The 20,938-nt window shown below is 66.4% G+C and carries 22 protein-coding genes and 1 pseudogene; 11 read left to right on the top strand and 12 right to left on the bottom strand.

Features of this window, described 5'->3' with window-relative positions:
* Positions 1–53: 53 nt before the first annotated feature.
* The gene (gene galE / locus ACZ9CK_RS12185) at positions 54–1,070 is read right to left on the bottom strand and encodes a UDP-glucose 4-epimerase GalE (RefSeq protein ID WP_426298810.1); all 1,017 of its coding nucleotides are present in this window, start codon (positions 1,068–1,070) and stop codon (positions 54–56) included.
* 116 nt (positions 1,071–1,186) lie between these two features.
* Here galE and ACZ9CK_RS12180 point away from each other — a divergent pair, with 116 nt between their 5' ends.
* A complete protein-coding gene (locus ACZ9CK_RS12180) occupies positions 1,187–1,813 on the top strand; it encodes a TetR/AcrR family transcriptional regulator (protein ID WP_426298808.1) in 627 nt (208 codons plus the stop codon).
* Between the two features lie 63 nt (positions 1,814–1,876).
* Positions 1,877–2,488: a hypothetical protein gene (locus ACZ9CK_RS12175; protein WP_426298806.1), complete on the top strand. Its 612-nt coding sequence runs from the start codon at positions 1,877–1,879 to the stop codon at positions 2,486–2,488.
* Positions 2,489–2,548: 60 nt separating this feature from the next.
* Here ACZ9CK_RS12175 and ACZ9CK_RS12170 read toward each other — a convergent pair whose 3' ends face one another.
* A complete protein-coding gene (locus tag ACZ9CK_RS12170) occupies positions 2,549–3,403 on the bottom strand; it encodes a hypothetical protein (protein WP_426298804.1) in 855 nt (284 codons plus the stop codon).
* 9 nt (positions 3,404–3,412) lie between these two features.
* Positions 3,413–4,438, bottom strand: coding sequence for a 2,3,4,5-tetrahydropyridine-2,6-dicarboxylate N-succinyltransferase (gene dapD, locus ACZ9CK_RS12165; RefSeq protein WP_426298802.1), 1,026 nt, complete (start codon positions 4,436–4,438; stop codon positions 3,413–3,415).
* A gap of 85 nt (positions 4,439–4,523) precedes the next feature.
* On the opposite strand from dapD, the gene dapE reads away from it, so the two are divergent.
* Positions 4,524–5,645, top strand: coding sequence for a succinyl-diaminopimelate desuccinylase (gene dapE / locus ACZ9CK_RS12160; RefSeq protein WP_476050070.1), 1,122 nt, complete (start codon positions 4,524–4,526; stop codon positions 5,643–5,645).
* 75 nt (positions 5,646–5,720) lie between these two features.
* Here the strand turns inward: dapE and ACZ9CK_RS12155 are convergent, their stop codons facing one another.
* The 4 genes from ACZ9CK_RS12155 to ACZ9CK_RS12140 all read right to left on the bottom strand — a co-directional run bounded on the left by ACZ9CK_RS12155 (position 5,721) and on the right by ACZ9CK_RS12140 (position 9,033).
* A complete protein-coding gene (locus tag ACZ9CK_RS12155) occupies positions 5,721–6,593 on the bottom strand; it encodes an amino acid ABC transporter permease (protein WP_426298798.1) in 873 nt (290 codons plus the stop codon).
* Complete coding sequence (locus ACZ9CK_RS12150) at positions 6,590–7,237, bottom strand: amino acid ABC transporter permease (RefSeq protein ID WP_426298796.1); 648 nt, start codon at positions 7,235–7,237, stop codon at positions 6,590–6,592. The genes ACZ9CK_RS12155 and ACZ9CK_RS12150 overlap by 4 nt, the downstream gene beginning before the upstream one ends.
* Positions 7,238–7,307: 70 nt before the next feature.
* Positions 7,308–8,207 (bottom strand): glutamate ABC transporter substrate-binding protein, encoded by a 900-nt coding sequence (locus ACZ9CK_RS12145; RefSeq protein ID WP_476050069.1) that lies wholly within the window; start codon positions 8,205–8,207, stop codon positions 7,308–7,310.
* A gap of 70 nt (positions 8,208–8,277) precedes the next feature.
* Positions 8,278–9,033 (bottom strand): amino acid ABC transporter ATP-binding protein, encoded by a 756-nt coding sequence (locus ACZ9CK_RS12140; RefSeq protein WP_426298792.1) that lies wholly within the window; start codon positions 9,031–9,033, stop codon positions 8,278–8,280.
* Positions 9,034–9,185: 152 nt separating this feature from the next.
* Here ACZ9CK_RS12140 and ACZ9CK_RS12135 point away from each other — a divergent pair, with 152 nt between their 5' ends.
* The 4 genes from ACZ9CK_RS12135 to ACZ9CK_RS12120 all read left to right on the top strand — a co-directional run bounded on the left by ACZ9CK_RS12135 (position 9,186) and on the right by ACZ9CK_RS12120 (position 12,048).
* A complete protein-coding gene (locus tag ACZ9CK_RS12135) occupies positions 9,186–10,040 on the top strand; it encodes an LOG family protein (protein WP_426298790.1) in 855 nt (284 codons plus the stop codon).
* Positions 10,041–10,061: 21 nt separating this feature from the next.
* A complete protein-coding gene (locus ACZ9CK_RS12130) occupies positions 10,062–10,397 on the top strand; it encodes a DivIVA domain-containing protein (RefSeq protein WP_426298788.1) in 336 nt (111 codons plus the stop codon).
* A 20-nt stretch (positions 10,398–10,417) separates the two neighbouring features.
* Complete coding sequence (locus ACZ9CK_RS12125) at positions 10,418–11,650, top strand: hypothetical protein (protein ID WP_476050899.1); 1,233 nt, start codon at positions 10,418–10,420, stop codon at positions 11,648–11,650.
* A gap of 230 nt (positions 11,651–11,880) precedes the next feature.
* Positions 11,881–12,048 carry a DUF3117 domain-containing protein gene (locus ACZ9CK_RS12120; RefSeq protein WP_009357720.1) on the top strand — a complete coding sequence of 56 codons (168 nt, stop codon included), beginning with the start codon at positions 11,881–11,883 and terminating at the stop codon, positions 12,046–12,048.
* A gap of 67 nt (positions 12,049–12,115) precedes the next feature.
* On the opposite strand, the gene ACZ9CK_RS12115 is transcribed toward ACZ9CK_RS12120, so the two are convergent.
* Positions 12,116–12,748 (bottom strand): O-methyltransferase, encoded by a 633-nt coding sequence (locus ACZ9CK_RS12115; RefSeq protein WP_426298786.1) that lies wholly within the window; start codon positions 12,746–12,748, stop codon positions 12,116–12,118.
* Positions 12,749–12,992: 244 nt separating this feature from the next.
* On the opposite strand from ACZ9CK_RS12115, the gene sigE reads away from it, so the two are divergent.
* From sigE to ACZ9CK_RS12100, 3 genes are read left to right on the top strand one after another with little or no spacing between them, the layout of a single operon-like run.
* Complete coding sequence (gene sigE / locus ACZ9CK_RS12110) at positions 12,993–13,631, top strand: RNA polymerase sigma factor SigE (protein ID WP_426298784.1); 639 nt, start codon at positions 12,993–12,995, stop codon at positions 13,629–13,631.
* 7 nt (positions 13,632–13,638) lie between these two features.
* Positions 13,639–14,547, top strand: a complete 909-nt coding sequence (locus ACZ9CK_RS12105; protein ID WP_476050068.1) for a hypothetical protein — start codon at positions 13,639–13,641, stop codon at positions 14,545–14,547.
* Positions 14,548–14,578: 31 nt separating this feature from the next.
* Entirely contained in the window at positions 14,579–14,971 is a 393-nt protein-coding gene (locus tag ACZ9CK_RS12100; RefSeq protein WP_426298780.1) for a twin-arginine translocase TatA/TatE family subunit, read from the top strand.
* Positions 14,972–15,000: 29 nt separating this feature from the next.
* Here ACZ9CK_RS12100 and ACZ9CK_RS12095 read toward each other — a convergent pair whose 3' ends face one another.
* The 3 genes and pseudogenes from ACZ9CK_RS12095 to ACZ9CK_RS12085 form a co-directional block, all read right to left on the bottom strand.
* Positions 15,001–16,128 (bottom strand): Mrp/NBP35 family ATP-binding protein, encoded by a 1,128-nt coding sequence (locus ACZ9CK_RS12095; protein ID WP_476050067.1) that lies wholly within the window; start codon positions 16,126–16,128, stop codon positions 15,001–15,003.
* Positions 16,129–16,133: 5 nt separating this feature from the next.
* Positions 16,134–16,859: a DUF1003 domain-containing protein gene (locus ACZ9CK_RS12090; protein ID WP_476050066.1), complete on the bottom strand. Its 726-nt coding sequence runs from the start codon at positions 16,857–16,859 to the stop codon at positions 16,134–16,136.
* Positions 16,840–18,125, bottom strand: a pseudogene (locus tag ACZ9CK_RS12085) (magnesium transporter). Before ACZ9CK_RS12085 ends, ACZ9CK_RS12090 begins: the two are co-directional and overlap by 20 nt.
* Positions 18,126–18,201: 76 nt before the next feature.
* Between ACZ9CK_RS12085 and ACZ9CK_RS12080 the strand changes: the two are divergent.
* Complete coding sequence (locus tag ACZ9CK_RS12080; protein ID WP_426298774.1) at positions 18,202–19,104, top strand: YflT domain-containing protein; 903 nt, start codon at positions 18,202–18,204, stop codon at positions 19,102–19,104.
* 188 nt (positions 19,105–19,292) lie between these two features.
* On the opposite strand, the gene ACZ9CK_RS12075 is transcribed toward ACZ9CK_RS12080, so the two are convergent.
* Positions 19,293–20,864: an aminopeptidase P family protein gene (locus tag ACZ9CK_RS12075; RefSeq protein WP_476050065.1), complete on the bottom strand. Its 1,572-nt coding sequence runs from the start codon at positions 20,862–20,864 to the stop codon at positions 19,293–19,295.
* Positions 20,865–20,938: the final 74 nt, after the last annotated feature.

Below are 20,938 nucleotides of genomic sequence, written 5' to 3'. Positions count from 1 at the left end.
CGCCCACCTTTCGAGGTGGGCGGCCGTTTGCGTCGTGCTGGCTGCTGCCGGTGTCAGGAAGCGTTGTAGCCGTGGGGGTTGTTTTTTTGCCAGCGCCAGTGGTCCTGGCACATCTGGTCGATGGTTTTGCTGGTGGACCAGCCCAGGTCGGCCAGGGCGGAGGAGGCGTCGGCCCAGAAGGCGGGCAGGTCCCCGGCGCGGCGGCCGGTGATTTCGTACGGGAGGGGGTGGCCGACGGCTTTTTCGAAGGCGTGCAGCATTTCCAGCACGGAGGTGCCGCGGCCGGAGCCGAGGTTCCAGCGGTGCACCCCGGGCCGGGCGGTGACGTAATCCAGGGCCGCGACGTGGCCTTCGGCGAGGTCCACGACGTGGATGTAGTCCCGCAGGCAGGTCCCGTCGGGGGTGTCGTAGTCCCCGCCGAAGACCATGAGTTTCTCGCGCCTGCCCACGGCGACCTGGGCGATGAAGGGCACCAGGTTGTTCGGGATGCCCTGGGGGTCCTCGCCGATCCGGCCCGAGGGGTGGGCGCCGACGGGGTTGAAGTAGCGCAGCAGTGCCACGTGCCAGCGGGCGTCCGCGGCGCCGAGGTCGGTGAGGATGTCCTCGATCTGTTCCTTGGTGCGCCCGTAGGGGTTGTTCGCCCCGATTTCCATTTTCTCGATGTACGGGACGGGGTTGTGTTCGCCGTACACGGTGGCCGAGGAGGAGAACACGATCGACCGCACGCCGTGGGCGTCCATGGCCCGCAGCAGGTTCAGGGTGCCCACGATGTTGTTGTAGTAGTAGTTCAGGGGTTCCTGCACGGATTCGCCCACGGCCTTGAGCCCGGCGAAGTGGATGACCGCGTCGATGGCGTGGGCGGCGAAGATTTCCTCCAGGGCCGGTTCGTCCAGCAGGTCGGCCTGGTGGAACACCGCGGCACGTCCGGCCAGTTCGGCGACCCGGCGCAGGGACTCCTCGCTGGAGTTGGCCAGGTTGTCCACCACGACGACGTCGTGGCCGGTTTCCAGCAGGGACAGGACCGTATGCGAGCCGATATAGCCCGTGCCACCGGTAACAAGAATTCTCATGGTCTCAACGCTAGCCGAAACTCCGGAGCGCCCTGTTCCGTGTTTCGTGCACCACAAGCAGGGGGGCCGCGGGCATGGCTGACGGCAGTTGAAGCACGATTGTGCTAAAAAGGCATGTGCCAAAAATTGTAGATGCCAGTGCCAGGCGCCAGGATGTGGTCGACGCCGTCTTCAGGATCATCGCCTCCGACGGGCTGGAGCGGGCTTCCCTGCGCGAAGTGGCCGACGAAGCAGGGCTGGCCGTGGGCTCGGTGCGGCACTACTTCGCCACCAGCGACGAGTTGCTCCAGCACTCCTTCTCCGTGGTGATCGACCGGATCGCCGGCCGGCTCGAGGCTTCCCTGGACGCCGTCCGGCAGGAAGTCCCGGGCAGTCCCGGCCATCACGAGGCAGTGCTGCTGCTCCTGGGGCAGCTCCTGCCGCTGGACGAGGAAAGAGCCGTCGACGTCTGCGTCTGGCTGGCTTTCCGCAATGCCGCCCGGATCAAAGCGGTGTTCGCAGCGGAGGCCGCACGCAGCCACCGGGCAGTGGCCGCCGTCGTCGGGCAGCTGATCATGCAGCTGCTGCCCGGCAGTGCTGAGCAGCAGGACATCCTCGTCACGGAGGCCGAAAGGCTCCTCGCGACGCTGGATGGACTGTGCCTGCACGCCCTGCTGCAATCCGAATGGATGACCGCACAGATGTGCCGGGATGTCCTCGAAGCGCATCTGGCGGGCCTGGGCATGCTTTCCCACCGCGGTTAACCTCGGGGGACAACAGGAATAAACTGGAAGTCTGGACAGGCACCGGCCAAAGGAGGCATTCGGATGCATGACGCAGGCGGTCAGGGATGGCGGATAACCATGGATACGTCATCTCCGATTCTCATTGCCTTGTATCTGAGGGATGTCGCAGGACTGGACGGTGCGGGAACGCCCGCCCTTTCCCATGCCACCCCGAAAGTCAGGCATGCGGACCACAGCCACCTGACGGCGGAGGTGGGCGGAATGAGCGCCCTCAAAACAGAATGGGAAGCCTGGTGGCGCCAGTTGCTGAAGGCCTACCCCGATGAAGCCCCCGAGCTGTCACCCCCGGAATTCAAGGCCTTCGCAAATTCCCCGGCGCTTCAGCGGGTGCTGCAGGCGCACTTCGGCGCCGCTCTGAGCTGGGCCCGCGAACGTGTGGCGGAGTACCAGGAGATCGAAGCCGAACGGGAGGCCAGCGGCGCCACCCTGATGCTGGGGGACCTGGTCCAGGACCGGCTCCTGGAAGTCGGGCGCAGCTCCCGGGACTTCCGGCTCAGCATCATCGAACTGCCCTTGAACGAACCCCGGGCCTGGTATCTGGAACCGGACAAGATGATCATGAGCGACAAGTTGCTCTCCCAACCGGAGATCTTCCGCAGCTATGTGCAGCCGGTCGTGGAGATGCTCGCCTGAGCACAAAGGCCACGCTTGAGCACCAAGGCCACGCTTGAGCACCGGGCCACGCGGGGCGGTTCAGCCACGCGGTGCCGAGACAGTGACCGTCAGTGTTCCGGGGGCAGCCGCGGATTCCTGCCAGCCTTTGTGGTTGTCCCTGTTCCAGGTATGGCCGTCCAGCTCCACCTGCGTGACCGACAGGGACTTGGCGTTCGCCACGGTCCACTGGGCCAGCGCCCATGCCCCGGAGCCGCGGGAGTAGCGGCCCGAATCGATCCGAACCGTACGGCCCTGGCTCGTTGCGGAAACGCGGCCGAACGCCGTCGTCATCGCTGCCACGACGTCGTCGGGATTCCCGGCGCTGTCCGCGGTCCGCAGGGTGCAGTCCAGCGCAGCGGAGGACTGTCCGGTGAGGGAGGACGCGAAGGCACGGCCCATGGCTTCATGCTGCGCGTAGGCCTGCGGGAACGCTGAACGCTGGACGGTCTGGGCTGCTTCGGTGATTTCCATCGACTGGTAGTCGGGAACCTTTACCAGACCGTTGTAGAAGGCGTTGCTGGCGTGGACGGGGTCCATGACCTGGGCCTCCGTGCCCCAGCCCTGGGAAGGCCGCTGCTGGAAGAGGCCACGGGAGTCCGGGCCGGCCTGGTCGCCGTAGTCGATGTTCCGGAGCCTGGACTCCTGCATGGCCGTGGCCAGCGCGATGGTCGCGGCGCGGGGCGGCAGCCCACGGCGCACCGCAACGGAGGTAATGAGGGCCGCGTTGGCGGCCTGGTCGGTTGCCAGCTCAAAGGAGGCAGTGCCGACGACGGCGGTGCAGCGCTCCGTGACCAGGGTCTCGGAGCGCTGCAGGACCGTTGTGACTGCGTAGACGGCGCCCGCCGTGAGGGCCAGCGCCAGCAGCAGTGTGAGGGTGCGTCGGAGGCGGCGCATCCGGTCCGGTCAGTTGGCGTGGAGTGCTTCGTTGAGTTCCACGGTCTGGCCCTTGCGGGGAAGCACCTCCACTTCGCCGGTGGTGGAGTTGCGGCGGAACAGCAGGTTCGGCATGCCGGACAGCTCAATGGCCTTGACGATGCTGGAGGTGTCCTCGCCGTTTTCGTCCTTCGGTCCGGGGACGCGGACGCGGGTGCCGGCGGTTACGTAGAGGCCGGCCTCCACCACGGAGTCGTCCCCGATGCTGATGCCCACGCCGGAGTTGGCGCCCAGGAGCACGCGTTCGCCCAGGGCAATCCGCTCCTTGCCGCCGCCGGACAGGGTACCCATGATCGAGGCGCCGCCGCCGACATCCGTGCCGTTACCGGCCACGACGCCCGCGGAGATGCGGCCTTCCACCATGGAGGTGCCGAGGGTGCCGGCGTTGAAGTTCACGAAGCCTTCGTGCATGACGGTGGTGCCGTCGGCGAGGTGGGCGCCCAGGCGGACCCGGTCGGCGTCGGCGATGCGGACACCGGCGGGCACAACGTAGTCCACCATGCGCGGGAACTTGTCGATGCCGTAGACCGTAACCGGACCGCGCTTGCGCAGGCGGGCGCGGGTCAGTTCGAAACCTTCGACGGCGGCGGGTCCGAAGTTGGTCCACACGACATTGGGAAGCTTGCCGAAAATGCCGTCGAGGTTGATGCTGTTCGGCTTGACCAGGCGGTGCGAGAGCAGGTGCAGGCGGAGGTAGGCGTCCACGGTGTCCGCAGGGGCTTCATCCAGGTTGATCTGGGCGAAGACCACTTTCTGCTGGGTGCCGCGGGCGGCGTCATCGCCGTCTGCAGCCAGTGCGGTCAGGGACTCGTCGGCGTTCTCGATCGAACGCAGGGACTCAGCTGCCACGCCCAGGGCGGGTTCCGGGAACCAGACATCCAGCACGGTGGCTTCACCGGCGGCATTGGTGGCGATGGTTGCCAGGCCGAAGCCGTAGGCGGCACGATCGGCAGCGGAGGTGTTGTCGGGAACGGCAGACGCGGCGGTTTCAGTCATGGCGTCAAGTCTAGCGAGCGTGGCTGGCCCGGCAGAAACCGTGAAACCGCCCGGGTGGTCGCATTTCTCCGGATAAAGTGGACGGGTGACCGTAGAATCCGTTCCTGTTCTTGACCTGCGACAAGACGTCGCTTTGCTCACCGCCGCGCTCATGGACATCAACAGCGTGTCCGGAAATGAAACCGCCCTGGCAGACGCCGTGGAGAACGGCCTCCGCGCCATCCCGGGGCTGCACATCGTCCGGGACGGTGACGCGATCGTCGCCCGCACCGAGTTCGGACGCTCCGAACGCGTCATCCTCGCCGGCCACCTGGATACCGTTCCGCTGCCCGTCACCGAAGGCGCCCGTGGCACCGTCCCGTCCAGCTGGGATTCCGGTGTGCCTGGCAGCGGCGTCCTGTACGGCCGCGGTGCCACCGACATGAAGGGCGGCGTGGCGGTGCAGCTCGCGCTGGCCGCGACCATGTTCGACGGCGGCGCGGAGCCGGCCAAGGACGTCAGCTTCGTGTTCTACGACCACGAGGAAGTGGAAGCCGAGAAGAGCGGGCTTGGCCGCTTGGTCCGTAATCACCCCGAATTGCTGCGCGGCGACTTCGCCATCCTCTTGGAACCCACGGACGGCACGGTGGAAGGCGGCTGCAACGGCACCATGCGTTTCGACGTCACCACGGTGGGCGAGGCAGCGCATTCGGCCCGTGCCTGGATGGGCCACAACGCCATCCACGACGCCGCCCCGATCCTGGCCAGGCTGGCCGCCTACGAGCCCCGGACCATCAACGTGGACGGCCTGGACTACCGCGAAAGCCTCAACGCGGTGAAGATCAACGGCGGCACCGCCGGCAACGTAATCCCGGACCGTTGCGTGGTGGAGATCAACTACCGCTTCGCCCCGGACAAGAACCCGGACCAGGCCGAAGCCCACGTCCGCGAACTCCTCGAAGGTTTCGACGTCGTCCGCACCGACGCGGCCGCCGGCGCCCGGCCCGGACTGAACCACCCCGCCGCCGCCTCCTTCGTGGCCGCCGTCGGCGCCGAGCCCAAGCCGAAATACGGCTGGACCGACGTCGCGCGCTTCAGTGAACTGGGCGTGCCGGCGGTGAACTTCGGCCCCGGCGACGCCTTGCTGGCCCACAAGGACAACGAACATGTCGATGCCGATGCCATCCGCGAGTGCTTCCGTGCGCTGCGGCTGTGGCTGGCTGACTGAGCGCGCCGCCTGCTACGACAACAGCTCCCCGCCACAACGATGGCGGGGAGCTGTTTTTGTTTCTGGTGCGCAGCGTTACTGACTCTCGAGATTGACCTTCTCAGCGACGGCGACGGGTGCCGGCCCGCCTTTCGCCAGCTTCTTGCTGTGGCTGAGCTGCTTCTCCACGTACTTGGCAATAGCTGCGAGGATCAGGCAGAGGCCGACGTAGATGACGGCTGCCACGATTGCCGCGGGAACGATCGGCGAGCCGTACTGGGCCTGGGAGCCGAAGAACTTGGCCTGGAACAGCACTTCGTTGTAGGTCACGATGAAGCCAAGCGCGGTGTCCTTCAGGATCACCACGAGCTGCGAGATGATCACCGGAAGCATGGCCCGGGAGGCCTGCGGGAACAGGATGTGAAGCATCACGCCCGACTTGCGGAGGCCGATCGCCACCCCGGCCTCGCGCTGGCCCTTGGGCAGCGATTCAATGCCGGCCCTGAAGACTTCAGCGAGGACGGAGCCGTTGTAGAGGGTCAGGCCGGCTACCACCGCGGTGAACGGGGTGATGCCTTGGATCCCGAGGGTGGGGAGGCCGTAGTAGATGATCATCATGAGGATCAGCAGGGGAACGGCCCGGAACAGTTCAACGAACCAGTAGCACGGGACCGAGACCCATTTGTGGTCCGAAAGCTTGCCCACCGCCAGGATGACGCCGACTGCGAGGCTCAGGACGGCCGCGGTGGCGAAGGCGCTGAGCGTGGCTCCGGTTGCCTGCAGGATCGTCTGCTGGACCAGGGGGAAGGTGAAGATCTGCCACTTTGCCGCGGTGAACTGGCCGGATTCCGCAAAGCGGATGATGACGAACGCCACCACTCCGACGACCAGCAGCGTTGCGAGGGCGCCGAGCCACAGGTAGCGGGTCTTCGCCTTGGGGCCCGGGGCATCAAAGAGTACCGAGGTCATCGCGCAACCCTCCACTTGTTTTCGAAGTAACGCTGGAGCAGTGAGAGCCCGGCCACCAGGATGATGAAGACCAGTGCGACCCACAGCAGCCCCACGAGGGCCGGCTCGCCGCGTTCGGAAAGGTTGGCGCGGATGGCACCGGCCTCGGCCACGGAGAAACCGGCCGCGACCGTGGTGTTCTTGAGCAGCGCGATCAAGACGCTGAAGAGCGGCGGGATCACTGACCGGAAAGCCTGGGGCAGCACCACCAGGCTGAGGGTCTGGCCGAAGGTGAGGCCGATGGCGCGGGCCGCTTCCGCCTGTCCCAGCGGCACGGTGTTGATGCCGGAACGCAGCGTCTCTGCAATGTAGGTGGCGGTGTACAGGCTCAGGCCGATGATTGCAGCCGTAATGAAGTCAATAGGGGGCAAGCCGAGTTTCGGGTAGCCGAGGGCAAAGAAGAACAGCACCAGCGTCAGGGGGGTGTTGCGGATGACGTTGACGTACAGGGTGCCGGTGGCGCGGGCGGCGGGGATGGGGGAGACCCTCATTGCCCCGACGATGGTCCCGAGGATCAGGGCCGCAATCGCCGAAAAGAAGAAGAGAATCAGTGTGTTCTTGAACCCGGTGACAAACAGGTCCATGTTGTCGAACAGAGTACTCACGAGCTAATCGCTTTCGCTCAGGGGAGGAAACGGTGGCGTGGCCGCACGGCCACGCCACCGCCGTCGGATTCTAGTAGTTGTCTACGGCCGGCTGTTCAACCTTGGTGCCGGAGGTACCGAGGGTGGAGTCGTAGATCTTCTGCCAGGTGTCCTTGCCGTTCGTGAACATGTCGTTGATGAAGGTGCGCAGCGCCTTGTCGCCCTTCGTCAGGCCGACACCGTATTTCTCGGTGGTGAACGGTTCACCGACCACCTTCAGGTTGTCGGGATCCTGGGCGGCGTAGCCGATGAGAATGGCCTGGTCGGTGGTGACGGCGTCAACCGTGCCGCTCTTGAGGGAGTCGACACACTGCGAGTAGGTCTCGAATTCCTGGGGAACGGCCTTGGGGAAGTTCGCCTTGATGTTCTGGATCGGCGTGGAGCCGGTGGCGGAGCAGACCTTCTTGCCGTCAAGGTCCTTCTCGCTGTTGATGGTGCTGTTGTCCTTCTTCACCAGGAGGCCCTGGCCGGTGATGAAGTACGGGCCGGCGAAATCGATCTGCTTCTTGCGCTTGTCCGTGATGGAGTAGGTGCCCACGTAGTAGTCGATGTCGCCGTTGGTGATGGCAGACTCACGGTTCGCGGACGGGATCGGCTTGAATTCGATCTTGTCCTTCGAGAAACCCAGGGACGCGGCGACCCACTTGGCGATTTCGATGTCGAAGCCGCTGTATTCGCCGGTGGCTGCGTCCTTGAAGCCCAGGCCGGGCTGGTCCTGCTTGACGCCGATCCGGATCTTGCCGTCGGACTTGATCTTGTCGAAGGTAGGGCTGCCGGTGAGTGAGACGTTCTCGGCAACCTTGTACGGAGCGGTGCCTTCGGAAGACGTGCCGCCCGGCGTGCCGCCGCCACCGCAGGCGCTCAGGGTCAGGGCAAGGGCTGCACCGGCAGCGACCAGGAGGGATTTCCTCCGGGTGATGAGAGACTTCATGACATTCCTTTCATTGGGCCGGGGATGCGGCCTGGGTGCGAATGTGGAACGGATCAGGGTGTTGCTCGGACTAGTGGGTCAGCAGCTTGGAGAGGAAGTCCTTGGCCCGGTTGCTTTGCGGGTTGGTGAAGAATTCCTCGGGCGTGGCGTCCTCGACGATCTGGCCGTCGGCCATGAAGACCACCCGGTCCGCGGCCTTGCGGGCGAAGCCCATCTCGTGGGTGACCACGATCATGGTCATGCCTTCCTTGGCGAGCTGGACCATGACGTCCAGGACCTCGTTGATCATTTCGGGGTCCAGGGCCGAGGTCGGTTCGTCGAAGAGCATGACCTTGGGCTTCATGGCCAGGGCACGGGCGATCGCGACGCGCTGCTGCTGGCCGCCGGAGAGCTGGGCGGGAAGCTTGGGGGCCTGGTGCCCGACGCCGACGCGTTCGAGCAGCTTCATGGCCTCCTTCTCCGCCTCGGCCTTGTTCATGCCCTTGACCTTGATGGGGCCGAGGGTGACGTTCTCCAGGATCGTCTTGTGTGCGAAGAGGTTGAAGGACTGGAAGACCATCCCGACGTCGGCCCGCAGGTGTGCCAGCTGCTTGCCTTCCTCCGGGAGGTGCTTGCCATCGATCGAGATGTCGCCGGCATCGATCGTTTCCAGCCGGTTGATGGCGCGGCACAGGGTGGACTTGCCCGACCCCGACGGACCGATGACCACCACCACCTCGCCCTTGCGGACCTGGAGGTTGATGTCTTTGAGGACGTGCAGCTGGCCGTAGTGCTTGTTGACACCGTTCAGTGAGACGAGCGCATCGCCGGACGCTTGAGTAGTCATAGGACGAATCTAGCGAAGAAATCTCCAAAGATGATCCGGATCACAGCAACTTTCCGCAGATCGTGACTGAACAGATACCTCTGCCCGGGCGTGCCGCAACACCCCCTTCCAGCGGGAACTTGCTGGGCAGGAAGACGTAATAGCCTTGGTCAATGAGCACCAGCCAGCCTTCAGGACAGACACCGCCTCCGGCCCGGGACGCGAACGGCAAACAGGGCGCCGTTGTGCCCGCACCGGCCTTCATCGCGGAAGCGCCTGCGAAACACAAAGGGCCGCTGGAGCTCCGCCGGAAACAGGCCGCGGCGCCGATGTCGGACCAGCGGCTGTTGGACACCCGCGGACCGGACCAGTTCATCCACACCGACCCCTGGCGCGTCCTGCGAATCCAGAGCGAGTTCGTTGAAGGGTTCGGGGCACTGGCTGAACTCGGACCGGCCGTCAGTGTCTTCGGCTCTGCCCGTACCAAGCCCGGCAGTTCCTTTTATGAGATGGGCGTGCAGGTGGGTCGCCACCTGGCTGAGGCAGGGGTCGCCGTGATCACCGGCGGGGGTCCGGGTTCCATGGAAGCGGCCAACAAGGGTGCGGTCGAGGGCAATGGAGTCTCGGTCGGCCTTGGCATCGAACTGCCGTTCGAGCAGGGCCTCAACCGTTGGGTGGACCTGGGAATCAACTTCCGGTACTTCTTCGCCCGCAAGACCATGTTCGTCAAGTACGCCCAGGGCTTCATCGTCCTGCCCGGCGGGCTCGGGACCCTCGATGAACTGTTCGAGGCAATGGTCCTCGTGCAGACCCGCAAGGTCACCTCCTTCCCGATCGTGCTGCTGGGCGTGGATTTCTGGAGCCCCATGATCGAATGGATCCGGGAGACGCTGGTGAAGGAGGGGATGGTGTCCGAAAAGGACCTGGACCTCATCCAGCTGGTGGACGACCCCGCCGACGCCGTACACCGCGTGTTGCACGGAATCCCGCGTCCGCCGTCGAGCAACGGCGACCAGCGGCCGGAGTAGTCCCGGCCAAGGTCTGGCACGATGGGGGTTGTGAGCTTCTTCCTGGTTTTCCTGGCGGTGGTGGTCGTGGGCGCCGCGGCGTTCCTGGCGACCGGCGCCTTGCGCGGCGGCGGGTCCGCCGTCGGGCTGGATGAAACCGTGCCCAACCTCCCGCCGGTACTGCTTCCGGAGAACGCAAGCCCGTCCGACGTCGACGCCGTGCGTTTCGCCCTTGCGCTGAGGGGTTACCGCATGGACCAGGTGGACCAGGTGCTCGATGATCTGCGCGAGCAACTTGCGGCTAAGGACGCCGAGATCAGCGGCCTCAAACGGTTCCTGGAGGCTGCCGGCTCCCATGACGGGGACACCGGGACGTGAGCCGCTCCTTCCGGACGGAACTGCCGGGAAGCGGCCTCCGGCGCGGTGGCGGCCTGCTGCGCCTGGCGGCGGTCTGGCCGTGGTGGCTCCAGGTGTCCCTCGTCTACCTCGCCGCCCGGATCGTCAGCGCCTGCATCTTCATGGCGGCGGCGCTGCACCAGGGAATCAACCCCTGGTATCCCCCCTCGCCGGGGTATTGGGATTTCATCAGTATCTGGGACGGTCATTGGTATGCGCAGGCCGCCCAAAACGGCTACCCGTCGGTGCTGCCGCTCAATGCTGATGGCTCGGTGGAGGAGAACACCTGGGCCTTCTACGCCTTGTTCCCTGCTTTGGGCCGGGGTTTGTCGATGCTCACCGGCCTCGGGATCCTGCCAGCCCTCACCTTTGTCGCGATGCTGGCCGGGCTCGGTGCAGCCCTGGTGGTGTTCCTGCTCTTCAGGGAATTCGCGGACCGTGGTACGGCCCTGTGGGGCGTGGTGTTCTTCTCGACCTTCCCGGTTTCGGCGGTCCTGCAAGTGCCCTACGCCGAACCGCTGAACCTGCTGCTGCTGGCCGCCTCGCTCCTGCTGGTGGTGCGGCGCAGATACCTGGCCGCCATGCCCGTGGTTGTGCTCATGTGCCTTTCGCGGCCCACAGGCGTGCCCTTCGCGGCGATGGTGGGGCTTTTCCTGGCCTACCAATGCTGGCTGAAGTTTGTGCGTGGCCGGGCTGACGCTGCCGGCGGCAATGTGCCGGGAACGAAGGAACTGGCGGCTCTCGGGGCGCTGGCCGTCGTCAGCGCTGCCGGCGCGCTTGCCTGGCCGCTCCTGGCATGGGCGCGGACCGGGGACATCCGGGCCTACACCCGGACGGAGACCGCCTGGCGCGGCGATGACCTTGTGCCCTTCAAACCCTGGTTCGATACCGGCCAGACCTTGTTCGGTCCGGTGCTCGGCATCCTGGCGCCGTTCGTATTCGCAGGACTCTTTGCCTTGATGCTGATGAGCCCGCCGGCGCGCGCTCTCGGCACTGAACTGCGCCTCTGGTGCGCCTGCTACATGGGCTACCTGCTGGTGTTCCTCCATCCGCAGACGAGCACTTTCCGGATGCTGCTTCCGCTGTTTCCACTGGCGCTGGGGGCAGCCCTGCTCTCGCGTTCCCGTGCCTACCGGGGAACCGTGACCGTGATGTTTATCCTCCTCCAGATCGTCTGGATCGTGTGGCTTTGGGCCTGGGCACAATTGCCTGGCGGCGGTGACTATCCGCCCTAGGATCCGCGTCGATCCGGGGCTCCACAGGGCCCATGCGGCACCTCCAGTAAATCCATTCGATTAGCTACGCACGGGTAATTACGGGATAATGGACACAAGCAAGGTCAGGGGGTGCCTCCGGGCACCCGGCGACGACGGCCCTTGGGTCGTAGCTGCCGAAGCTGCACTTGCCGCGCGGAGCCAGCCCGGCCGGGCTGGCAGATTTGGGACAACTGGAGGGGATTTTCCTAATGGCGGCTATGAAACCACGTACAGGCGACGGCCCTATGGAAGTAACCAAAGAGGGCCGCAGCCTGATCATGCGTGTGCCGCTCGAAGGCGGAGGACGGCTCGTTGTCGAGCTGAACGCAGCGGAAGCGGCGAACCTGAAGGAATGCCTGGTAGGCGTTACCGAATAGTTCTTACAGGGCAGGGCCCGGCGAGGAGCCGGGGCCCTGCTTTTTTGTTTGACGCTCGTTTGCGGCGCTACTTCTTCACGGCCACCAGCAGGCCGTCGCCCGTCGGCAGAATCGCCGAGGCGAGGCGCTCGTCGTCGCGGATTGCCTTGCCGACCTGCCGCAGGACAACCGTGGTGGCATCCCGCGCAGCGGGGTTGGAGACACGGTCCTTGTCGAGGGCGTCGTTGACCACTAGGGTGCCGCCCCGCTTCAGGAGCCGCACCGCCTGCTCGACGTAGACAGGGAAGTTCGCCTTGTCGGCGTCGATGAACACCAGGTCGTATGCCGAGTCAGTCAGCCGGGGGAGCACGTCCGCTGCCCGCCCGGAAATGGTGCGGGTGCGGTTCGCCGGGCTGCCGGACTCGAGGAAGGCCTCGCGTGCCGCTTTGAGGTGTTCGACGTCGGTATCGATGGTCGTCAGGACGCCCTGCGGACCGAGTCCGCGAAGCAGGCAGACTCCCGAGACGCCAGCCCCGGAGCCGACCTCCACCACGGTCTGGGCCTTCGACGCCGCGGCCAGCACTGTCAGCACCGCGCCGACTCCCGCGCTGACTGCAGTCACTCCAAGTTCGAAGGAGCGTTCCCGGGCGCGGAGCAGCACCTCGTCCTCGGCAGGAAAGTCTTCTGCGTAGGACCAGCTGCTTGACTTGTCGGCACTCATGGGATTTCGCTTTCCGGGCAAAGGGGATTGTCCTCCCAAGCCTACTTGGTGCGGGGCCGCGGGACCGGCTCCACCGGGTACAACGCGACTGTGTCTGGTACCCGGGCGGGAAAATCAGCCCTGAGGAGAAAACCGGCCGCAGTCAGGAAACTCCCAGCGAATCCTGCGATGATATTTTTCCAGCCACCCGAGCGGTGGCGGCACCATAGCACCGGGTGACCACAGGGTGCGAGGGGAGCGGACGATGCCGGCAGAAATTGCTGCGCAATTCCGTACAACAGCCGCGGAAGCCACCGGCGCAGAACAGACAAGCGCGGAATGGGTCGCGCCCAGCTGGGAGGAAGTGGTGGAGAACCATTCCGCCAAGGTCTTCCGCCTTGCCTACCGCCTCACGGGAAACAAGTTCGACGCCGAAGACCTCACCCAGGAGGTCTTCGTCCGCGTGTTCCGTTCCCTGGAGAACTTCAAGCCGGGCACCTTGGACGGCTGGCTCCACCGCATCACCACGAACCTCTTCCTGGACCAGGCGAGGCGCAAGAGCCGGATCCGCTTCGACGCGCTGGCCGAGGACGCCGAATCACGCCTTCCCGGCCAGGAACCGGGGCCGGAGCAGAGCTTCGAACTGAACAACCTGGACCTCGACGTCCAGCGCGCCCTCGAGGAACTCCCGCCGGACTTCCGGGCCGCCGTCGTCCTCTGCGACCTTGAAGGCCTCTCCTACGATGAGGTCGCCGAGGCGCTGGGCGTCAAGCTTGGCACCGTCAGGTCGCGGATCCACCGCGGCCGCACCATGCTGCGCGAGAAGCTCGCGCACCGCGACCCTCGACCCGCCAAGGCCCGCGCGCCGCGGCTGAAGATGCCCCGGATCGCCGGACTGCATTGAGGTCGCCATGGGTTTGCTGAACGGGCGGCGGCCAGCGCCCGGGCGTGGCCTGCGGCACAAGCGGACACCGGAACACCTCAAAGGCTGTGCGCAATGCCAGTCCGAGGTGCTCCGTGAACGCCAGTACCTGGAGCGGTTGCGGAAGGCGAGCGTGCCCGAAGCCAGCCAGGAACTTACCGCACGGCTAATTGAACAGACTCGCAGGATTGCCGAATCAGGCGATGCTGGCATGGGGCGGGCCCCCAGCACTCGCCGCACCGTCCTCGTTTTCAGGGCGGCAGGGATTGCTGCCGGAGGATTGCTGGTCAGTGCCGGGGCGCTCGCCGCTGCAGCCTACGTGGTGGCCGGTGACGTGCGTCCTGAGGCGGCCGGCGCGGCGGATCGTGAAGTGCGCAGCCTGGTGGGTGCGTCCCTGGCCGGCAACCTTTCCCTCGAACCCGCCGTCCCCGGGAACGTCCCCGGAGATGCCACGGTGAAGGACGGCAGCGTGGCCCTGAGCGCCGCTCAACTGGCCGAACTGCGCAACAAGGGCTGGGCCTGTCCGGAACTCTCCGGCATGGGTTTTCGGGTGGTGTCCGCAAGGGCCACCATGCAGGACGGCCGTCCCGCCGTCGAGCTGGAACTGACCGACGGCACGCATCACGCAACTGTTGTTGAACAGCATTTCCAGGGAAACACGGCCTCCGGCGCCAGGCTCTCCGTCAGCCACGGAACCCGCTGGGAGGCTGTCTACCGCTCTCCGGCGGCCCTGCTGAGCTATGCCTCCGACCTGCCCGCGGAGAAGGCTGACGACGCCGTCCCGGAGCTCGTGCGTGCGGGTGATTCCATGCTTCCTCCTGCCGCCGGAACTCCGGACAACTGGCAGGACAGGGTCCGGCGCGGACTTCGCACCCTGGCCAACCTCGCTGGTTTCTGAGCAGGGCAACGGACAGGGTAATCTTCGTAGCGTGTTTGGAATCAATGGCCCGGAGTTTCTGCTCCTGCTGATCATCGGTGTTCTGGTGATCGGTCCCAGCCGCTTGCCCGAATACACCCAGAAACTGGCAAATCTGGTCAAGGAAGTGCGCCGCATGGCTTCGGGCGCCCGGGAGCAGATCAAGGAAGAAGTCGGCATCGACATCGACGAGGTCGACTGGAAGAAGTACGACCCGCGCCAGTACGACCCGCGCCGCATCATCAAGGAAGCGCTGCTCGACGACGACACGAAGCCGGTCAGCGCGGGCGCACCTGCCGCAGCGGTTGCCGCCGTCGCGGCCGAACCGGCTCCGCAGCAGCCCGCCCGGGTGGTGGAGCGGCTCGCCGAGGGCGAAGCCGCCCCCTTCGACAGCGAAGCCACCTAGCCCCGGATTTCAAACGAGGGGAAGCCCGCCTAGCGCGGCTGGATTCCCAGCGGCATCCCCGCCAGTCCCCGCGGCCGGGCCTGGATTCTGCCGGCAATGTCCTGCAGCGCCTGGGCCGCGGCCGTCTCCGGCGCCGCCAACACCACGGGCCGTCCCGCGTCCCCGCCTTCGCGGAGCCGGATGTCCAGCGGGATCTGGCCCAGCAGCGGAACGTCGCTTTCAACCACTGCTCCGAGCCGCTTCGCGAGGAGCTCCCCGCCGCCGCTTCCGAACAGTTCCATCCGGCCGCCGTCGGGCATTTCCAGGAACGACATGTTCTCCACGACGCCGGCCACCTTCTGGCCCGTCTGGGCAGCGATGGTGCCCGCACGCTCGGCGACTTCCGCGGCGGCCGCCTGGGGGGTGGTGACCACCAGGATTTCTGCGCCGGGCAGCAGCTGGGCGACGGAGATCGCGATGTCCCCGGTGCCGGGCGGAAGGTCCAGGAACAGGACGTCCAGATCGCCGAAGTACACGTCGGTGAGGAACTGCTCAAGCGCCCGGTGCAGCATGGGGCCCCGCCAGGCGACCGGCTTGTTCCCTTCGACGAACATGCCGATGGAGATCACCTTCACCCCGAAGGCCACAGGGGGCAGGATCATGTCGTCCACGCGGGTGGGCGGCTGGGTGATGCCCATGAGCGCGGGCACGGAGAATCCGTGGACGTCGGCGTCGACGATGCCCACCCGCAGGCCGCGTTCCGCCAGGGCGCAGGCAAGGTTGACCGTCACCGAGGACTTCCCCACACCGCCCTTGCCGCTCGCGACGGCGTAGACCTTCGTGAGGGAACCGGGCTGGTTGAACGGGATGCCGCGTTGCCCGCCGGGGCCGCGGAGCCGCTCCTTGAGGGCGTCGCGCTGGGCTTGGTCCATGACCTTCAGTTCCACGTCCACGCCGGTGACGCCGGGGACGCGCGAAAGTGCTGCCGTGGCGTCGGCGGTGATGGTGTCCCGAAGCGGGCAGCCGGCGATGGTCAGCAGCACGGCCACGTGGACAGTGCCGGAGGCATCCGCGCGGACCGACTCCAGCATTCCGAGCTCGGTGATGGGCCGGCGGAGTTCGGGGTCGATGACAGTTGCCAGGGCGGCGTCGAGTGCCTCTGGGGACGGTGTGCTCATGTGTTTCAGTGCCGGCTTTCGGGCTGGTTCCCGCCAGGCACTTGCCCGGTGGAGTGCTGGGGGCGGACCTTGGGGATCTGCTGGGTGCGCGGGTTCCGCTGCTTGTCCCGCTTCTCCCTCAGCTTTTCCTTGACCTTTTCGCGGGGACTTTCGCCCTCGCCGCTGTCCGCCGTCTCATGGGCACGGAGCTCTTCCTGCGCCTCCAGCAGGTCCTCCAGCATGGAGCGCAGTTCCGCGCGGACGTAGTCGCGGGTGGCGACCTCGCGCAGCGTGATGCGCAGGGAAGCCAGTTCCCGCGTCAGGTATTCAGTGTCGGCCAGGTTGCGTGCGGCTTGCTGGCGGTCCTGCTGCAGCGAGACCCGGTCGCGGTCATCCTGCCGGTTCTGGGCGAGCAGCAGCAGGGGAGCGGCATAGGAAGCCTGGAGGGACAGCATAAGAGTCAGGAGCGTGAAACCCAGATCCATGCGGTCGAACTGCCACTCCTGCGGGGCGAAGCTGTTCCAGCCCAACCAGAAGAGACAGAAGACAGTCATGTAGACCAGGAACTGCGGCGTGCCCATGAAGCGGGCGAAGCCTTCCGTGGCGTTGCCGAAGGCGTCCGGGTTCGGGCGGAACGTAGGCAGGATCCGTTTGCGGCCGCTCAGGGGAGTGTCGAGGCCTCCGAACGAGGGCAGCTTGCCGCTGCGGGAACCGGGCTTGGGCGGGGTGTTGTCAGCCAATCCGGCCTCCAAGCTTCTTCACAGGGGCGTCATCCTCATGGGCGCGCCAGTCATCGGGCAACAGGTGATCCAGCACGTCATCAACAGTCACCGCCCCCACCAGGCGGCCGGCGTCGTCAACGACCGGAAGGGAATTGAGGTCATAGGTGGCCAGGGTCCGGGCGACCTCGCTGATATGCGCGTGGTCTGACAGCGGCTCCAGGTTCTTGTCCACCAGGTTGCCGAGCGGTTCCGGCGGCGGGAAGCGCAGCAGCTGTGTTGGATATGCACGACGCCGAGGAAACGGCCCGTGGGCGTCTCCAAGGGAGGGCGGGTGATGAAGATCGAGGAAGCCAAGGCGGGGGAGAGTTCTTCGCGGCGGACGTGGGCGAGGGCCTCGGCCACTGTTGCTTCGGGCGGCAGGATCACCGGCACGGGGGTCATGAGGCCGCCGGCGGTGTCCTCGTCGTATTCGAGCAGGCGCCGGACGTCCTCGGCCTCGTCCGGTTCCATGAGCTGGAGCAGTTCCTCCGCCTGGGCGGTGGGGAGCTCGGCGAGGAGGTCGGCGGCGTCGTCCGGATCCATTTCTTCCAGCACGTCGGCGGCGCGTTCGACGTCGAGGGCGGAAAGGATCTCCACCTGGTCGTCCTCCGGGAGTTCCTGGAGGACGTCGGCGAGGCGTTCGTCCTGGAGTTCGCTGGCGACCTCAAGGCGGCGCTTGTCGCTCATCTCCTGCAGGGCCTCGGCGAAGTCGGCCGGCTTGAGGTCCTCGTGCGTTGCCACGAACTGGGTGGCGGCCTGCGGTTCGGTGCGGGCACCCTGCTGGGCATCCGCCCAGTCGATGATCATGGTCTCGTTGCGGCGCAACCGGCTGAGCGGGGAAAGCGAGTGGCCCCGGCGGACAAACAGCTTGCTGACGAACCAATCCTTGGAACGGTGCTGGTCCATGGCGATGTCTTCGATGGTGGCGTCCCCGCTGCCGTCTGCGAGGGTGACGCGGCGGTCGAACATTTCGGCGACCACAAGGGTTTCGGCGCCGCGCTGTTCAAAGCGGCGCAGGTTCACCAGGCCCGTGCAGATGATCTGGGTCTGGTCGATGGAGGTGATCCGGGTCATCGGCACGAAGACCCGTTTCTTCCCCGGAACCTCGACGACGATGCCCACTACGTGCGGTGCGCCGCGGGTCCCGCGGGAGAGCACGACGACATCGCGCAAGCGGCCAAGACGATCGCCCAGGGGGTCGAAAACATCGAGGCCGAGCAGGCGCGCGACAAAGACGCGGGAAGGTTGTGTGCTCACCTTTACAGGCTACCGAGTCTGCTCTCTTTTAGCTGAATTTCAGCCGACGCACATGTGCATGCGACAGAATGGGGCTATGGCAAACATTTTCGGTGCACCCAAGGCCACGGAGGAGTCCCGGAGCGTCCCCCAGGGCGACACCGTTGGCTCCTACACCTCGTACCTTGATGCCCAAAAGGCGGTGGACTACCTGGCGGACCAGCAGTTCCCTGTCCAGCATGTCTCCATTGTGGGAAACGACCTCAAGATGGTGGAACGGGTGACCGGACGGCTGAGCTACCCCCGGGTGGCGTTGTCCGGTGCCTTGAGCGGCATGTGGTTCGGCCTGTTCGTGGGCGTCATGCTTTCCTTCTTCTCTCCGACCGGCGGGGCGTTCTCCATCATCACCTCGGTGCTGATGGGTGCAGCGTTCTTCATGTTGTTCGGGATCGTCACCTATGCCATGCAGCGCGGCAAGCGCGACTTCACCTCCACCAGCCAGGTGGTTGCCAGCAACTACGACGTCATCGTGGCCTACGAAGCGGCACAGGAAGCCCGCCGCCTGCTCCACCAGCTGCCGATGAATCCGGCCCAGGCCGCAGGTGCTCCGCAGCCCTACAGCCACCAGGGCCAGCAGGCTCCGCCCCAGCAACAGCCGTACCAGCCGCCCTACCAGGAGCCGGGGCAGGCACCGGAACGCCCTGCCGCATGGCGCGACCCTTATGGGCAGCGAACCCAGGAGGGCGGCGACGCCGCGCAGGCCGGAACGCCGGCGGCACAGCCCGCCGCCGCGGCTGCACAGCCCCCGGCGGCAGCCCCCGCGCCCGGCTCGGCGCATTACCGGGACCTTCCGGACGGGCGGCCGCAGTATGGCATCCGCGTGGAACCCGGCGAGGCTCCCGCAGCGCTTGCGCATCCGGAAGCCGCCCAGCCGGGCGGCGCCGGCCACGAAGACGGCAGCCAGGACGCCGAAGGCGAGGACGCGCACCGGCAGCAGTAGCCGCCGTCGGGCATCCAACTGCCAGGGACAACGAAAGGGGCGGGCCACCGGAAGGACTTCCGGTGGCCCGCCCCTTTGGCGTCCGTCCACCCGATCCCAGGTGGACATGTCCCCTGTCGGCAGCAGGGAATGGACATATGGGTGTTATGTCCATTCCCGTGACGGGGAGACGGACATGTCCGTCCGGACTACTCGGCGTCCTGGTAGATGCCCGCCATCCAGGCTTCGACGTCCTCTGCCTTGCGCGGCAGGGCTGCGCTCAGGTTGACCGGGCCGTCGGCCGTCATGAGGATGTCGTCCTCGATCCGTACGCCGATGCCGCGGTACTCCGCCGGAATGGCGAGGTCTTCGTTCTTGAAGTACAGGCCGGGTTCGATGGTGAACACCATGCCTTCGGTGAGGATGCCGTCAAGGTACAGTTCGCGCTTGGCCTGCGCGCAGTCGTGGACGTCCAGGCCCAGGTGGTGGCTGGTACCGTGCGGCATCCAGCGGCGGTGCTGCTGGCCCTCGGGGCTGATGGCCTCCTCCACGGAGACCGGTAGCAGGCCCCACTCGGCCAGGCGCTCGGCCAGGACCTTGGTGGCCGCGGCGTGGATGTCACGGAACTTCGCGCCCGGCTGCGCGGCGGCGAAACCGGCGTCGGCGGCGTCCAGCACGGCCTCGTAGACCTTGCGCTGAACATCGGAGAAAGTGCCGTTGGCGGGAAGGGTGCGGGTGACGTCCGCGGTGTACAGCGACTCGGCCTCGACGCCCGCGTCCAGCAGCAGCAGTTCGCCGGCGTTGACCTTGCCGTTGTTGCGGGTCCAGTGCAGGACAGTGGCGTTGTTGCCGGAGGCCGCGATGGTGTCGTAGCCGAGCTCGTTGCCCTCTTCGCGGGCGCGGGCGAAGAAGGCGCCTTCGACGACGCGCTCCCCGCGCTCGTGCGTCAGTGCGCGCGGCAGGGCGCGGACGACGTCGGCGAAGCCGGCCACCGTGGCGGCCACGGCAGTCTTCATCTGCTCGATTTCCCACTCGTCCTTGAGCAGGCGCAGCTCGGAGAGGGCCTCGCTGAGGAGTTCGTCCAGGGCGTCCAGCTCCGCGAGGTCCAGGTTTTCCGGGTCCTTGGCCGTGTTGTAGCGGGCCGTGTCCACGAGTGCGTCAATGTTTTCGTCGACCTTGCGGACCAGGCGGATGGAGATTCCGCCGATTTCCGGGGCGCCCACGTTCTTGGTGATGGCAACCTCGAGCTCGTCGATGTGTGCCGTCGGCAGGCGCAGCCGCGCTTCGAATTCGGCGAGCGTGGGGCGGGCGCCGATCCAGAATTCCCCGGAGCGGGCATCGGCGTAGAACTGTTCGGTGTCCCGGCCGGCAAGCGGGCGGAAGTAGAGGGCCGCGCGGTGGTTGCCGCCGTCGTCGCCGCTACCTTCCTCGACGGGTTCCAGGATGAGCACGGCGTCGGGCTCGTGGTCCAGGCCGAGGCCGGTCAGGTGGGCGAAGGCCGAATGCGGGCGGAAGCGGTAGTCGGTGTCGTTGGAACGGACCTTCAGGGGGCCGGCCGGAATGACGAGCCGTTCGCCTGCGAACTTCTCGGAGATTGCCCGACGGCGGGCGGCAGCATGGTCTGCAACGGCATCGCGCGCAGGGGTCACCTGCGCGGCGGGTGCCCAATTGCTGGCCATGAAGGCCTTGAAGGCATCGGATGTGGGGCGCTGGGACCGGTTGTTGACGCGGTCTTCCAAGGGCTGCTCAGCTGAATTTTGGGTGTTTTCTGCATCGTTCACGCTCCCATGTTCCCATCTGCCCACGGCGCGGGCCAACGCGACGGTCCGGGCCCGGAGCGGGACGTGCAGGCCCT

Source organism: Arthrobacter sp. TE26545 (assembly GCF_056279005.1).
This window is presented reverse-complemented; position numbering and strand designations above follow the sequence as displayed.